Origin of the sequence: Lysinibacillus sp. UBA5990 (genome assembly GCF_002429815.1) — a bacterium.
Taxonomy (GTDB): Bacteria; Bacillota; Bacilli; order Bacillales_A; family Planococcaceae; genus Lysinibacillus; species Lysinibacillus fusiformis.
Genome location: NZ_DJAY01000015.1, coordinates 986,309 through 1,000,771 on the forward strand (window position 1 = coordinate 986,309; position 14,463 = coordinate 1,000,771).

Genomic DNA, 14,463 nt, shown 5'->3' on the forward strand with positions numbered 1-14,463 from the left:
CAAATGCCCCTCATTTTTATTACAGGTGGTGTGCGTAGTGGCAAATCTCATTTTGCAGAACAAGCCGCTATACAGCATTACCAAGTGCAGCCTAGTACAGAAAAACGTTTAATATATATGGCTTCTGGTATTGCTTTGGATGATGAAATGGGCAAGCGAATTGATCGTCATCAAGCCGATCGTCTAGCCCAGCCAATAAAATGGTTAACAGTGGAGGCCCCTTATGACGTTCCCCCGGTATTTGAGACACTCAAGGATGGGGATGTGGTGCTATGGGATTGCGTCACTACTTGGCTGACGAATGCTTTTTATGAAGGCTATGATCGTGGAGCACCCTGTGTAACGCAGCCTGACTGTTTAGCATCCAAGCTAAAGACTGTTAAACAGGCCATCCAATCTCTGCAAACGAAGAACGTGACATTATTAGTGGTGTCGAATGAGCTGTTTGATGAGCCTCCTTATCAGAACGAAGAGGTGGAGCTGTATCGAAGAACTTTAGGACAATTCCACCAATGGTTCGTAGGGGCAGCTCAAGAGGCGTATGAAATGAATTATGGTATCGTAAAGAGATGGAAATAATCGAGAAGGAAGGCAAGACGATGAAAAATTTTTGGCATAGTCTGCTGTTGGCATTTCAATTTTTTACGGTTTTGCCCGTACATAAGGAATTACCTTTAACAAGGTTAACGATTACAGGAATGTTCGCTTACTTGCCATGGGTAGGGGCCTTGATGGGTACTACAGTAGCTGGAGCCCTCTACAGTCTCACACAATGGACTGCCAGTAGCGAGGTCATGCTTGCCTTTATCGTCATCGGGCTGTTTGCTTTATGGACAGGCGGTTTACATTTGGATGGCTTTATTGATATGGGGGATGCGTATTTTTCTTATCGAGATCGGGATAAACGACTTGAGATTTTAGATGATCCTCGGGTTGGTGCTTTCGGAGTGCTATCCATACTATTTTTGTTATTTGGGAAATTTGTCGTTTTACATGAGCTTTTTGTGCAAAACAAATTTGCATTATGGATGGTCGTATTCATTCCTTTTTTAACAAGGGTCGGCATGAGCTTTTATTTTATGTCACTTAACTGTTCAAAGGAAAAAGGACTTGCCTATTTCTTTCAATCGCATATTAACGCGAAACTATTAAAAATGATTATGCTACTGTCTCTTTTATTGGCCATGCCGATTGTACTGATCATCACAAAATTCTCAATGCTACCAATATTATTAGTGATCGTTTTAGCGTTTGCACTTGTTATTTTTCGTCAATTTACATTGCGTAATTTTGGCGGTGTCTCGGGTGATTTACTAGGTGCATCTATTGAAGGGATGGAGGTTGTACTATGGGTGACATTGTTACTGTGTGCTTAATGCGGCATGCGCCCACAAAGGCCAATTTAGAAAAACGTTATCTGGGATGGACGGACGCACCATTAGCTAATATCTCCAAGCTCTCTGTAGTGGATGCAGGTGTCGAAAAGGTTTATGGCAGTGATTTACAACGCTGTCGAGTCACGGCCGCCCATTATTTTCCGAATGCTAGCTATGAAGCAGATGAACGGTTTCGTGAATCAAATTTTGGTGAATTTGAGGGGAAAACCTATGAGGATTTAAAGAAGGATACTCGTTACCGTGCCTGGTTGGACGACCCTATTCATTCTCCACCACCACAAGGAGAGGCTTTTGATGATTTTGTGGCAAGAGTTGTAAAAGGTTTCAAGCTATTGCCGAAGAATGAGGATAGCTATTACTTAGTCGTTCACGGTGGGGTGATTCGTGCCTTACTCGTTGCCTATGCGCCAACAGAGCAGCCGTTTTGGTCATACCAAGTGCCACATGATCATCAATTTAATTTAACATTTACTAGAAAGGCTTGGGAGGAGGGAGCAAGATGCATGTATTTATCGGAGGCGCCTATAGCGGAAAAACCGATTATGTAATGCGTTTATATGAACAGCACGAGGTGGTACTTATTGATGGCGATCTACCGGATGTTGCACCAGCCTGTGAAATCCTAGTCATTCAACATGTGGAAAAATGGCTTATGACACAAAATCTTGAGGAAGATGAGCTTGTGGTACAATCGGTCCTCACCAAATTAACAGCCCTTGCCCAACATTGTTCGCTGGCACTTATTGTGACAGATATGGGCCGCGGTGTTGTACCGATGGAAAAACAAGCACGTTTATTACGTGATACGTGTGGCCGCCTATATCAAGCATTATTTGCTGAAGCGGAGCAAGTCGTACGTATTTGGTACGGGATTGGCGAGCAACTCAAGTGAGGTCAACATACTAACGGAAATGAGGAAATGCAATGGATCGACAAAAATTAATGAAATGGATACTAACGGCAATGGTTGCGGCCATCTGTGCAGTAGGAGCAGCCATTAAAGTACCCGCTTTTATTTCAACGGCAGCTCTTGATTCAGCACCTGCCTTTTTAGGTGTTGTTTTTCTATCGCCATTATTTGCTGGCGTAGCTGGTCTCATTGGTCATTTTATTAGCGCATTAACTGCTGGCTTCCCACTTGGCCCACTCCATGTAATTATTGCTGTAGAGATGTTTATCGTTGTCTGGATTTTTGGGGTCATGCATAAAAAAGGCATGCATGTTTGGAAATGGCCAGTTGCCCTAGTATTAAACGGCATCGTTGCCCCACTGCCATTTTATTTTATTATTAGTCCTGCCTTTTTCTGGGGTGCTTTAGCGAGTATTTTCATAGCAACCGCTATTAATTTAATGATTGTCGCGGTGGTCATGCCCATTTTGTCAAAAGTTTTTGTGCGTAAGGCAGGTCGAGTTTAGTGAGAAATGCTATGAAAGTGGGCACGTTTATTGCGACAATGGATAATGCGGCAGCCATCGGGGAGAAGCCACAAGATGCTGTGCTAGCATCCGATCAATTGACTGCCTATATGACAGCCCGTGTGACATTTCTAGAGCAGCTGGCTGCACAGGCACTTCCTATTCAAATTCTACTCGCTAATTTTTCAGGGGATGCTGCATGGTCAAGCTATGAAAGCGGAATTCAGCAAGTGTTCGAGGAAACGGGCCTTTCCTGCCCAGCCATTGCTGGTAGTTCGGAATCCAATATGCCTACTTTACAGTCTGGTATAGCGATTACTATGCTTGGGGAAATACAACAGCGAAAAGCATTGGAGCTTACACAGCTTAGTTGGTACACATATGGCTTACCACTTGTTGGCGAGGAACTATTAGCACACCCTGGTGATGTGGCGCAGCTGCAACCTGTTTATCAGGCATGGCTGGCGGAAATCGTTCAGCAAGTGTGGCCTGTCGGATCAAAGGGACTTCATGGTGAATGTGTGCGCCTTTTTGGCCAGCAAAAAGTTGAATGTTCACATGATATGACCAAATCAGCCGGACCAAGTACAGTTATTTTACTTGGTGTTAATCCCGAGAAAGAGCAGTTGGCCCACCAAATTTTCCAAAGAAATTTTGAAAAACTACAGATAAGTTCAATGCAATAGGGCTTGTTTTGAGCAAAACGACTGCTTTGAAAATAATCCAACGAGCGGTACAAGAATTATTTAAAGCGACCTCCATGAATAGACGAGGGCACTGAAAAACTTATGTTTTCATAAAAGCGAACCTTTTTCAGATAAAAATAAGGCACTTCTTGTTCAATTTTGAACAGGAAGTGCCTTATTTCTGTCTCACTGGATCTTCTGGTGTCATATCCAAGAAATAGTTGAATGACATATCATACTTTGAGCGCTCTACTAGGTAGACGTCTGATACATCATTAATCGCTTTTAATAATAAGTACTTAAACATGCGAATTGGAGGAATGGCATTACGTCCATTGTCTAAACAATATTTTGTTTTTAGCTCTTCTAAAATGAATGAAAAATCAACAAGTTCATTGATCTGGCGAAGCATATTATCTTTTGGCACAACAATATCGTAGATTGCCATGTATGGACTTAAATTAAGGGTTTCCTGATTTGAAATCATTGGGGCACCACCTGCATATTAATTCTTTTATTATAAAGGAAAGCGTGCCTAAAATAAGAGTATGATACATTGCGTTGTTTGGTGAAGCATCGCTCGACTCCTGCGGGAAAGCGAGACCGACGAGACCCCGCACGAAGCGAAGCGTAGGAGGAGACTCGGCGCTCGCCCGCGGAAAAGCGAGCGGAATGCTTCGGAAAACAACAATAGAGCCACAGTGCCAAATGAAAAAAAGATATGGACTTTTTCAGTGCCCTTTGTATAGGCATGGGGTTTTTTATTTGGACGGATGTCTGCCATAAGCTCCATGATATCTCCTCAATTAGTTAAATCTCAAAGTATTACGAGTCTCGAAAAAATAGTGCCAAATGGGAATAGTTTTCAGTTATAATGAGGAACGAATGGGATTTAAATAGAACGGAGACGAATGTATGCAGGCAATAAAACAATTAGGGCAGTATTTGGAGCCCTATAAATTTTTCACCTTAATAGCGCCCCTTCTAATGGTGCTGGAGGTGACAATGGATTTAATTCAGCCGACGATCATGCAGCATATGATTGATACAGGGATTGCTAATGGAGATCATGCTTATGTAGTAAGCATGTTTGTATGGATGCTAGCAAGTGCGGTACTTGGGCTTGTTGGTGGGATTGGTTGCTCGTATTATAGCTCGAAGGCAGCGATTCATTTTGCTTCGGATGTGCGACAGGCTCTCTATCAAAAAATGATGTCCTATTCAGCTAAAGAGCGTGATGCCTTTACGACTGGCAAGCTAATTACCATTTTAACGAGTGATGTGGAAAGTATTCAACGCGCGTTTATGATGACGTTGCGTATTTTTGTGCGTGGGCCACTACTCTTTATCGGGGCAGTCATTATCGTCTTTGTAACAGCACGGGAGCTTTTTTCAATACTTCTTATCATTGTGCCGATTTTGATTGTGGCTATGTATTTTTTCACGAAGTACTCGGGGGTGCTGTATCGCCGCGTCCAAGAGGCTATTGATGCAGTGAATACGAAGCTACAGGAAAATTTAGCGGGTATCCGTGTCGTTAAAGCCTTTCGCCGTGAAACCCAACAGGTATCCCAATTTAGTGAGCTGAATGATGGGCTGACAAAACGCTTCATCACTGCAGAACAAATTGTAGGGGTGCTTGTGCCATTTACGATGTTCGTCGTTAACCTAGGGATTGTCGCAGCACTTTGGCTTGGGGCCATTAAGGTTGAGGCAGGGACATTACAGGTAGGGGTTATTCTCGCGTTTATTAATTACTTAACGATTATCTTAAATGGTTTAATGTCTTCCAGTATGGTGCTGATGCAAATTGCGCGTGCATTGCCTTCGGGAGAACGAATTGTGGATGTCTTAAATAAGGACATTGCCGTTAAGGAAGCAGAACTTGCATGGACAGATCCTATAAAAGGAGCAATTGAATTTGATCATGTAAGTTATCGTTATTATGAAACGGCAGAGGATGTTCTTAAAAACATTTCATTTTCAGTGAAGCCAGGGGAAACAGTGGGCATCATTGGGAAAACAGGTAGCGGTAAATCAACCCTTGTAAAGCTATTACCGCGCCTATTCGATCCAACAGGTGGAGCCATTTACTTGGATGACAAACCGCTTTCAGCGTACTCTTTATCCACGTTACGGGACCATATTGGATTTACCTCACAAAAGGCTTTATTGTTTTCTGGGGCGATAGAAAAAAATATACGCCTTGGTAATGAACATGCAACGGCAGAGGAAATACAACAGGCATTGGATGCTGCCTGTGCTAGTGAATTTGTAGAGCGGCTCGATAAGGGTATAGCACATGAGCTGTCACAGGGGGCTACGAATCTCTCCGGAGGGCAAAAGCAACGCTTGGCTTTAAGTCGGGCATTCGTTCGAAAGCCAGCTATTCTCGTGCTGGATGATACTACCTCAGCCCTTGATAGTGCTTCAGAAAAACATGTGCAGCAGGCCATAGCCGCCCATTTTCAAGACACGACGACATTGATTGTAGCTTCGAAAATTGCCTCGATACAGCAGGCAAATGTCATTCTTGTCCTAGAGGATGGCGAGATAGTTGGGCAAGGGACCCATCAACAGCTACTTCAAAACAATGTACATTACCAAGCAATTTACGCGTCACAGCAAAAGGCTGGTGAAGAAGGATGAGTCAAAATCAACCAAAGCAAATGAATTTTGGACGTGGACCTCGTATGGGAGGGCCAGCCGAAAAGGCGAAAAATCAAAGGGCAACACTGACAAGAGTTTGGCGCTATGTCAAACAGCAAAAAATAGGCCTGTATATTTCCATCTTCTTTGTCATCGCTTCTACGTTTTTAAGTTTAGCGGGGCCTTATATGATAGGCCATATCATTGATGATTACATGATGAAAAAGGATATTGATGGGACAATCCGACTAGGAATCCTATTAGCCGTGATTTTTACTGTAGCGTCTATTCTGACATGGCTGCAAACCTATGTCATGATTCATGTGGCGATGAAAACGATTCGGATATTGCGTCTGGAACTGTTTCAAAAACTACAAACGCTCACTTTAAGATTTTTTGATCAGCGTGCGCTCGGTGATTTAATGAGTCGTGTCACAAACGATATCGATAATTTAAATACAGCGCTTGCTCAAAGTGTGACGCAAATTGTATCGTCCATCTTAACTGTTGTTGGTGTTAGTATTGCCATGTTCACATTAAGCTGGCCATTAGCGATTGTGACCTTGATCATTATTCCGCTTATCGTTTTCACCACTAAGCAAATTATTAAACGCAGCAGTAAAAATTATGCGGCGCGTCAACGAGATCTTGGTAAGCTAAATGGCTATATTGAGGAAATGATTACAGGCGCAGAGGTACTCACGCTTTTTGGCAAGGAACAGCAATCCATCGATACGTTCCATCAGCAAAATGAAAACTTGCGAAACTCCGCACAACGCGCAGAGATTACGTCAGGCTTATTAGGACCCATCAATAACTTTATGAATAACCTAGGCCTAGCGATAGTCATCGGGACAGGAGCTCTATTAGCGGTGAAAGGTTTTGTGACAGTTGGTATTATCGCTGCATTTGTCACTTATACAAGGCAATTTTTCCGCCCGCTCAATCAATTATCTAATCTGTTAAACACCTTTCAATCAGCTATAGCTGGAGCAGAGCGTGTTTTTGAAATACTAGATGAACCGTCAGAGGTAGCTGATCGTCCTCAGGCTATTGAGGCACCGTCATTAAAAGGCGATGTCGTTTTCAAGCAAGTATCGTTTAGCTATGAGCAAGGGAAGCCAGTTCTTCAAAACATTAACTTCCAAGCAAAGGCGGGGGAAACGATAGCTCTTGTTGGTCCTACTGGCTCAGGGAAAACAACTATTATTAATTTACTAACACGTTTTTATGATGTGGATCAGGGTGAAATTTTAATTGATGGGCACCATATTGAACACTATAAAATGTCTACAATTCGCCAACGGGTAGGTGTGGTTTTACAGGATACCTATTTGTTCTCTGGCACTATTCGTGAAAACATTCGCTTTGGTAAGCTGGATGCGACGGATGAAGAGGTTGTGGATGCGGCAAAAATTGCGAATGCCCATCATTTTATAAAATATTTACCTACACAATACGATACGCCGGTTCAAGCGGGTGGCGCTAATTTAAGTCAGGGACAACGGCAGCTCATTGCTATTGCTCGTGCCATTTTGGAGAACGCGGATATTTTAATTTTAGATGAAGCGACATCCAGTGTGGATACGCAAACGGAAGTCGATATTCAAAAAGGCTTACAGCATTTAATGCAGGGTCGCACAAGCTTTGTTATCGCCCATCGTTTGAAAACCATTGAGAAAGCAGACCAAATACTCGTTATACAACATGGTGAAATTATTGAAAAAGGCAATCATCAAGAGTTGATGGAACAACAAGGGATGTATCGACAACTCCAACAAAAACTATTGTTAGAGCAGGCGGAATAGGGAATAATAGGGATGAACAATCCGATTTTGTGAAGGCGAGGGATACACATGTATGAATTAAAGACGAAAGAAACCGATGCAAGTGTCATTGAATTTATTGAAAGTGTTGATCATCCAAAAAAGCGGGAAGATGCTTATCGACTATTGGACATTTTTACAGAGGTTTCAGGCTATGAGGCTAAAATGTGGGGTCCAAGTATAATTGGGTTTGGTCATTACCACTATAAATATCAAACAGGCCATGAAGGCGATGCACCACTTGTCGGATTTTCCCCTCGCAAGGCAAAAATTAGTTTATACTTTGCCCCAGGTGATCGTGAGCGAGAGCAGCTATTACAGCAATTTGGTAAACACACAACAGGGAAAGCCTGCGTTTATATTAATAAACTCGCTGATGTTGAAGAAGTTATTTTAAAGGCTCTTATTCAACAGTCTATCGTCTTTTTACAGAAAACCTATCCAAATGCATGACTCTAAAAAAGCTCCTACATTATGTAGGAGCTTTTTTCTGTTCATTGATTAGCCTCTCAGCTCATCAAGTAAACATTTCTTCAAAAATTAAGTAGTTATTAATTTTTCACATGTATCCTTACAAGTATCAACGGAGAGGAGAGGCGTATGAAAAAAATCATAAAGAAAATGTTTATTTATTTGGGGGTCATCGTATCGATCGGCATCGTAGCGGTCAGTATGTACCACAATCGTTTGATCCAAAAGGAGGAGGCCATTTTACGAAATGACGGCATGATAGTGAACGTTAATGGTCAAAGCATGAATGTCTATCGAGAGGGGGCTGGGGAGGATACATATGTTTTTATGGCAGGGTCAGGCATTGCAGCTCCTGTTTATGAGTTAAAGGGGCTTTATAGTAAGTTTTCGCAGCACCATCAAATTGCTGTAGTGGACCGAGCTGGCTATGGTTTTAGTGAGATCGCCCATGATGAAAGAGATATTGATACCATTCTTATGCAAACAAGGGAGTCACTTCTGGCAAGTGGGCTTCAGCCGCCCTATATTCTTGTCCCTCATTCTATATCAGGACTTGAAGCGATTTACTGGGCACAAAAATACCCAGAAGAAGTAAAAGGAATTATCGCTCTAGATATTGGCTTGCCTAGTCAGTATGTAAAGCATAAGATGGGTACCTTGGATAGATGGATGGTGAAGGGAATGAGTCTAGCTACTAAGGTAGGTTTACACCGCTTAGTACCCTCGCAGGTGTATAATCCGCAAGTTCTGAGTATGTCCTTTTTAACGACTGAAGAAAAGGAACTCTATCAAGCTTTGTCCTTTAAGCAATTTTTTAATGAAGATATGAAAAATGAGCTGTTACACGTCTATGAAAATAGTTTACAATCAGAACAGCTTCCATTACCACAAGACACCTCAATTATAATAGTTGATGCTATTGCGAAGGAAAATGAACATTCAAAGTATACAGAGCAAAATCGCCAAGATTACGCAGACTTCGCGAAGCAATTCACGCACGCAGAAGTGAAAGAGGTAAGTGGCACTCATAGTATATATCTTTATCAACCAGAGGAAATCTATCAACTAGCGATAGAGTTTATGAAAACGAATGCTGATTAGAGAGGTCGTTAACATGAAAGGATTTAGAATTTTAATTGTAGAAGATGATCCCATGATTGGTGATTTACTTCAAAAGATAATGCAAAGAGAAGGCTATGAAGCCATATGGAAAACAGATGGCAGAGATATAATGAGGCTCATTCAGGAAGTAGATTTAGTCATTATGGATATTATGCTACCAGGAGAGGATGGCTATCAATTAAGCAAAAACATTAAACAATTAGGCTTAAATATTCCTATCATTTTTTTATCAGCACGTAGTGATATTGAAAGCAAGCTAGAAGGTTTAACAGTTGGGGAAGATTATTTGACAAAGCCGTTTGACCCACGAGAACTATTGCTAAGAATCCAAAAAATGCTAGTACAACAATATGGGACGTTTACGCAAATTCAGCATTTATTCATTGATGGAGAGCATCGTAAAGTATTTCATCACCATCTTCAAAACGAAATTTCGTTGACGGCCATAGAACGAAAAATTTTCTTTTATCTATTTGATAACCGTGACAGAGTTTTAACAAAGGACCACTTTTTTGATTATTTATGGCCGTTAGATGAGCGTAACCATAATATTCTCAATGTCTACATAAAAAAGATTCGGACAAAGCTGAACGATTCAACAGGCATTATTTTACAAAATATTTATGGAGAGGGGTATCGTCTAAATACCCATATAAAGAAATGACGTTAAAAACTAAATATAGAACACTGTTGTTGGTAGCGATTGGGAGTGTACCCATCGTATTATTAGGTATTAGTGTGTTCATGTCCATCCTTTATGACAAGGCTTTTAAAACGAAAAATAATGGCATCCCGTTCCATGAATCCTTTGCATATCCTGTTATGCTGCTTGCCTTTGTGCTGTCTTTAGGGATTCTTGCCTTACTATTTTCCACATCCATCCATTCCTTATTAGCTAGAATTACAATGCTCAACCAAACAATACGGGAACTAGCGAGTAATGAACGGATACCCAATACGTTAACGGTAAATAGCGAGGATGAAATAGGACAGTTAATTCAATCTGTCAATCTTTTAATTGAGCGCACGACTTATCGGGAATTAGAGTTAGCTCAACAGCAGGAGCTCCAAAAAGAGCTGCTTCAAAAATTAAGACATGATATCCATACACCATTGACAGCGATACGTTTGCAATTGTTTTACTTAGAAGATCAACTACAAGAGCAACCAAAATTGGTGGAATCGTTAAACGCACAAATTCACTATATTGCGAATTTAACGAATGAACTGCAATACCAGTCTATTGATACGAGCGAAAATGCCTTTGTCGTTCAGGAGGAAGTTCAGCTAGCTTTCCTATTAGAGACGATGATTAAGAAATGGAGTTACTTATACCGCATGCAAAATATTGCACTCCATTTTCATCCAAAAGATGCAGAGGCAATTTGGACAAGTAATGAATTATGGTTACAACGTTTATTTGATAATGTCTTTCAAAATACGTTAAAGCATGCCCAAGCAACAAAACTAATGGTGACGATTAAAGCGGGAGAGGTACTGATGTGTGATGATGGCATCGGCTTTCAGTCAGACGTCAAACATAGTGGTCTTGGATTGAAAATTATCCAAGATATTGCTAGAACATTGAATATTGAAGTCTCTTTACAATCCAGCAAGGATGGTACGACCTTTCGCTTTACTCAGCCATAAAAAAACAACGGCCGTCTTTTGCCGTTGTTTTTTTATTATGCAGACTTTCGTTGTTGGAGTAAAAAGAGGGCAAGTCCTAGTAATATGACGATTATGCCAATCCCTTGTTGAACGGAAATCATTTCATCTAAAATAAAATAAGCTAAAATACATGTGCCAATTGTTTCTCCTAAAATACTCATAGAGATGACTGTTGTACTTAACCATTTTAATAGCCAATTAAATATCGTTTGCCCAAAAATCGTTGCAATCACAGCCAATCCTAGTAGGGACCACCATGTGGATGCAGGATAGTCGAAAAACGATTCCTGCATAAAGAGGGCGTAAATGGCTAAGAAGATTGAGCTACTGCCATATCCGATAATCGAATAGGTAATAAGGGATAAATCCTTCCGTACAGATTGCCCGATAAAAAAGTAGGCTGTAATAATGCCTGCCGCGATAAATGCGAGAATATCGCCATAAAGCGCTTGTCCGCTAATTTGAAAATCCTGCCAGCCGATGATGAAACAGCCGATGATCGCTACCAAACAGCCAATAATTGCCCCTTTTGAAAAGCGCTCTTTAAATAAAAAATAGCTACCTACTAAAGAGAATAACGGCTGTAGTGTGACGATAACCGTTGAACTGGCCACGGATGTGTAGTTTAATGATTCAAACCATAAAACATAATGACAGGACAGAAATAGACCTGATAGAATACCCAGTCCCCACTGTTTTTTAGACAGGTTAGCTAGCTCTTGTCGTAGTCCCCTTTGTGCTAACAAAAAGGGGAGGAGCACGAGCATCGCAAAAAATAATCGATAAAAAGCCGTAATAGCCGGCGGGGCATCAGCAAGCTTAACAAAAATAGCTGATGTAGATAAAGCAAATACTGCCAAAAACAATGAGATGTAATAAAACATGATGTACTCCTATGTATTTAATAATATCAAACCTATTATATTGCAGTATGCGTGAATAATATAGGCTTTTTAAAATATTCGCATAAAGAGCAACCTGAGCTAACGATCATCCAGTTCATTCCTTTCAAGCAAGGATTCTATTACCTGCTTTAATTGCAGTATAGAAGACTGCTTATAGTTTTCCTTCTTATAAATAAAGACAGTCTCAATGACCTTGTTTAACGTCTCCATTTCATAAAAGTGCAGGTCAGGACATGGGTAGAGTGCAAGTAACTTCGTATTTAATACTGCCAAGGTATGCTCGATTTCTAGAAAATCAAGGATACTACTTACGGATTTAATTTCCTTCATCGTAAACGGGACTTTCTTGTGCGTAAGCCATTCAGCTAAGGCCTTTGAATACATACAACCTTTACTTAAAACTAGGAGTGTCACAGGTGTTGGCTTGTCAAAATCGATGATATGGGCAGGGCTCGAGATGACTTCAAATGTTTCTGTTGTCATTAAATCATAGTGTAAATCCGCATAATGTTTTAATGGATTACTCGTTAATGCACAGTCTAATTCCGCCTGATGTACTTTGTGATTTAACGATGTACTCGATTCGACTGTGAAATCCACATCGATCGGACTATGACTGGTTTGTAGCGCATTCATGATGGACGCCCCATATATTTTAATCGTCGTATGGGAGGTTCCAAATTGAATATGGGCTTGAGTGAATCCTACGGTTTGTAAAAATTCTTCATATTCTTGGGCAACCTGCTTTAAAAATTGTAAATAGTGGTCACCTACTTCTGTTAGCTTTAAGCCTTGAGGTGTTCGTTTAAAGACTTCCTGTCCAATTTCACTTTCCATCTTCTTTACCTTCGATGTTAAGGCCGATTGTGTATAGTTGGTGATTTCGGCAGATTTACTTAAATTTTGCCTTTCTAAAAGCTCAATTTTAATGGAAATTTCTTCAATGTTCATGTTATTCGTCACACACCTATTAAATTTTTTGATAGCCGCTATCATTTTCCTCCATTTTACGTAAGCTAGCTGTCAACGTAAACTCAAGATATCTAAGTGTACCGCATAAATAGAGCGGTATATAGCTATGGAGGGTTTACATGCATACATATTATAAATGGATCATTTTACTGGTGGCTACGCTTTCGCAAACAGCTTCCACCTTTGTCACATACGGGATGGGGCCGGTTGCTTCCTTTTATCAAATGGAATGGCACTTAACGTCATTCCAAACGGGATTAATTGTTTCTGCCGTGAATATTGGACCGATTTTCTCAATGCTTTTCTTTGGCTATCTCATGGATAAAAAAGGAGAAAAACAAATTATTGGATGGGGCTCTATTTTACTTGGCGTCTGTACGTTCCTCTTAATTCCTGTGAATCATTATACGACATTGCTAGTCGTATTAATAGTTGTTGGCTTTTGGTATGGTAGTGCCCAAACGGGAGGTAGTACGGCCATCGTGAAATGGTTCCCAGACAAGCATCGGGGTTTAGCGATCGGAATTCGCCAAACCGGTATTCCAATCGGAGGGGCTCTCGCTTCCTTCATTCTTACCTATTTATATCATCATTTCCATCTGTCAGCTGTGCATTGGACACAAGGTGTCATAGCAATCGGTGGCGGTTTCCTATTTTTGTTCATGTATCAGGAGCCAAAACAGCATAATACGGCTGTAGTAACACCGATACCGTTTAAAGAAAAGATGAAGGCTATTAAAGACAATCAAGCGCTCTATCCCATTTTTTTTGTGGGCATTGTGATGATGTCTTTACAGATGATCCTCATCGCCCATTTGATGAGTTATTTACATCAGGAAGGTGGCTATTCCTTAACAGCAGCTGGGAAGTATTTAAGTTTGGTCCTGCTTGGAGGGATGGTAGGAAGAATTGCCCTTGCTTGGCTGAGTGACCGATATTTCGCTCAGAAACGCGAGCACTTACTAATAATTGTTATGCTTGCCACATTTGTGATGGTCGCTTGTATGCCTGTTGTTTTACAGGCTAAGAGCTTAATGATGTTATTTTGCTGTGTGATGGGCTTTTTCGCACTAGGCTGGTATTCCTTATATATAGCCAGTGTAACGGAGCAGTCCGATCCTCAATCTGTGGGACTTACTGTTAGTGCCGCTTTAACGATTAATCAATTCTTTATTGTTTTGGCTCCGGCTATCTATGGTTTACTCGTTACCATTTTTTCAAGTCATCAAATGGCTCTGGATATAGTAGCTATGATGGTCATTGTAGGAGCGTTTTATTTATGGAGAACAACCAATAGTAGCCTCTCTTCGGAAAGTTCAGTAAAATAATAGAAAAACAGGAAATGAGG

At 40.9% G+C, this 14,463-nt stretch carries 15 protein-coding genes and 1 pseudogene; 13 read left to right on the forward strand and 3 right to left on the reverse strand.

The genetic code is table 11. The features are described 5' to 3' along the window. Positions 1-3: 3 nt before the first annotated feature. Genes B3D94_RS17360 through B3D94_RS17385 form a run of 6 tightly spaced genes read left to right on the forward strand, consistent with a single transcriptional unit; the run spans position 4 to position 3,499 of the window. Positions 4-579 carry a bifunctional adenosylcobinamide kinase/adenosylcobinamide-phosphate guanylyltransferase gene (locus B3D94_RS17360; RefSeq protein WP_069481047.1) on the forward strand — a complete coding sequence of 192 codons (576 nt, stop codon included), beginning with the start codon at positions 4-6 and terminating at the stop codon, positions 577-579. A gap of 20 nt (positions 580-599) precedes the next feature. Continuing rightward, complete coding sequence (gene cobS / locus B3D94_RS17365) at positions 600-1,376, forward strand: adenosylcobinamide-GDP ribazoletransferase (RefSeq protein ID WP_291758686.1); 777 nt, start codon at positions 600-602, stop codon at positions 1,374-1,376. Beyond that, on the forward strand, positions 1,349-1,945 hold the full coding sequence (locus B3D94_RS17370) for a histidine phosphatase family protein (protein WP_069481048.1): 597 nt from the start codon (positions 1,349-1,351) through the stop codon (positions 1,943-1,945). Before cobS ends, B3D94_RS17370 begins: the two co-directional genes overlap by 28 nt. Then, positions 1,897-2,289, forward strand: coding sequence for a bifunctional adenosylcobinamide kinase/adenosylcobinamide-phosphate guanylyltransferase (locus B3D94_RS17375; protein WP_069481049.1), 393 nt, complete (start codon positions 1,897-1,899; stop codon positions 2,287-2,289). Before B3D94_RS17370 ends, B3D94_RS17375 begins: the two co-directional genes overlap by 49 nt. Before the next feature lie 32 nt (positions 2,290-2,321). Continuing rightward, on the forward strand, positions 2,322-2,813 hold the full coding sequence (locus tag B3D94_RS17380) for an ECF transporter S component (protein WP_291758689.1): 492 nt from the start codon (positions 2,322-2,324) through the stop codon (positions 2,811-2,813). Next, a complete protein-coding gene (locus tag B3D94_RS17385) occupies positions 2,813-3,499 on the forward strand; it encodes a hypothetical protein (protein WP_291758691.1) in 687 nt (228 codons plus the stop codon). Before B3D94_RS17380 ends, B3D94_RS17385 begins: the two co-directional genes overlap by 1 nt. 187 nt (positions 3,500-3,686) lie before the next feature. Here B3D94_RS17385 and B3D94_RS17390 read toward each other — a convergent pair. Next, positions 3,687-3,986: pseudogene (locus tag B3D94_RS17390) on the reverse strand (transposase); the annotation flags it as partial. A gap of 428 nt (positions 3,987-4,414) precedes the next feature. Between B3D94_RS17390 and B3D94_RS17395 the strand changes: the two are divergent. The 6 genes from B3D94_RS17395 (at position 4,415) to B3D94_RS17420 (ending at position 11,217) form a co-directional block, all read left to right on the forward strand. Beyond that, on the forward strand, positions 4,415-6,148 hold the full coding sequence (locus B3D94_RS17395) for an ABC transporter ATP-binding protein (RefSeq protein WP_291758693.1): 1,734 nt from the start codon (positions 4,415-4,417) through the stop codon (positions 6,146-6,148). Then, complete coding sequence (locus tag B3D94_RS17400; RefSeq protein WP_069481055.1) at positions 6,145-7,956, forward strand: ABC transporter ATP-binding protein; 1,812 nt, start codon at positions 6,145-6,147, stop codon at positions 7,954-7,956. The genes B3D94_RS17395 and B3D94_RS17400 overlap by 4 nt, the downstream gene beginning before the upstream one ends. Positions 7,957-8,004: 48 nt before the next feature. Beyond that, a complete protein-coding gene (locus tag B3D94_RS17405; protein ID WP_069481056.1) occupies positions 8,005-8,427 on the forward strand; it encodes a DUF1801 domain-containing protein in 423 nt (140 codons plus the stop codon). A gap of 147 nt (positions 8,428-8,574) precedes the next feature. Continuing rightward, positions 8,575-9,546: an alpha/beta fold hydrolase gene (locus B3D94_RS17410; RefSeq protein WP_291758696.1), complete on the forward strand. Its 972-nt coding sequence runs from the start codon at positions 8,575-8,577 to the stop codon at positions 9,544-9,546. 13 nt (positions 9,547-9,559) lie between these two features. Next, positions 9,560-10,231: a response regulator transcription factor gene (locus B3D94_RS17415; protein WP_069481058.1), complete on the forward strand. Its 672-nt coding sequence runs from the start codon at positions 9,560-9,562 to the stop codon at positions 10,229-10,231. Continuing rightward, positions 10,228-11,217 (forward strand): sensor histidine kinase, encoded by a 990-nt coding sequence (locus B3D94_RS17420; RefSeq protein ID WP_291758698.1) that lies wholly within the window; start codon positions 10,228-10,230, stop codon positions 11,215-11,217. The genes B3D94_RS17415 and B3D94_RS17420 overlap by 4 nt, the downstream gene beginning before the upstream one ends. 35 nt (positions 11,218-11,252) lie before the next feature. Here B3D94_RS17420 and B3D94_RS17425 read toward each other — a convergent pair whose 3' ends face one another. Both B3D94_RS17425 and B3D94_RS17430 read right to left on the reverse strand, forming a co-directional pair. Further along, positions 11,253-12,122, reverse strand: a complete 870-nt coding sequence (locus B3D94_RS17425) for a DMT family transporter (RefSeq protein WP_069481060.1) — start codon at positions 12,120-12,122, stop codon at positions 11,253-11,255. A gap of 99 nt (positions 12,123-12,221) precedes the next feature. Beyond that, positions 12,222-13,094 (reverse strand): LysR family transcriptional regulator, encoded by an 873-nt coding sequence (locus tag B3D94_RS17430; protein WP_291758700.1) that lies wholly within the window; start codon positions 13,092-13,094, stop codon positions 12,222-12,224. A 140-nt stretch (positions 13,095-13,234) separates the two neighbouring features. Between B3D94_RS17430 and B3D94_RS17435 the strand changes: the two genes are divergently transcribed. Continuing rightward, entirely contained in the window at positions 13,235-14,443 is a 1,209-nt protein-coding gene (locus B3D94_RS17435) for an MFS transporter (RefSeq protein WP_291758702.1), read from the forward strand. Positions 14,444-14,463 lie beyond the last annotated feature (20 nt).

Coding starts and splice junctions, on each gene's coding strand:
- B3D94_RS17375 (WP_069481049.1), top strand. CDS start 1,897: ATGCATGTATTTATCGGAGGCGCCTATAGCGGAAAAACCGATTATGTA.
- B3D94_RS17395 (WP_291758693.1), top strand. CDS start 4,415: ATGCAGGCAATAAAACAATTAGGGCAGTATTTGGAGCCCTATAAATTT.
- B3D94_RS17400 (WP_069481055.1), top strand. CDS start 6,145: ATGAGTCAAAATCAACCAAAGCAAATGAATTTTGGACGTGGACCTCGT.
- B3D94_RS17410 (WP_291758696.1), top strand. CDS start 8,575: ATGAAAAAAATCATAAAGAAAATGTTTATTTATTTGGGGGTCATCGTA.
- B3D94_RS17425 (WP_069481060.1), bottom strand. CDS start 12,122: ATGTTTTATTACATCTCATTGTTTTTGGCAGTATTTGCTTTATCTACA.
- cobS (WP_291758686.1), top strand. CDS start 600: ATGAAAAATTTTTGGCATAGTCTGCTGTTGGCATTTCAATTTTTTACG.
- B3D94_RS17435 (WP_291758702.1), top strand. CDS start 13,235: ATGCATACATATTATAAATGGATCATTTTACTGGTGGCTACGCTTTCG.
- B3D94_RS17420 (WP_291758698.1), top strand. CDS start 10,228: ATGACGTTAAAAACTAAATATAGAACACTGTTGTTGGTAGCGATTGGG.
- B3D94_RS17415 (WP_069481058.1), top strand. CDS start 9,560: ATGAAAGGATTTAGAATTTTAATTGTAGAAGATGATCCCATGATTGGT.
- B3D94_RS17370 (WP_069481048.1), top strand. CDS start 1,349: ATGGGTGACATTGTTACTGTGTGCTTAATGCGGCATGCGCCCACAAAG.
- B3D94_RS17405 (WP_069481056.1), top strand. CDS start 8,005: ATGTATGAATTAAAGACGAAAGAAACCGATGCAAGTGTCATTGAATTT.
- B3D94_RS17380 (WP_291758689.1), top strand. CDS start 2,322: ATGGATCGACAAAAATTAATGAAATGGATACTAACGGCAATGGTTGCG.
- B3D94_RS17360 (WP_069481047.1), top strand. CDS start 4: ATGCCCCTCATTTTTATTACAGGTGGTGTGCGTAGTGGCAAATCTCAT.
- B3D94_RS17430 (WP_291758700.1), bottom strand. CDS start 13,094: ATGAACATTGAAGAAATTTCCATTAAAATTGAGCTTTTAGAAAGGCAA.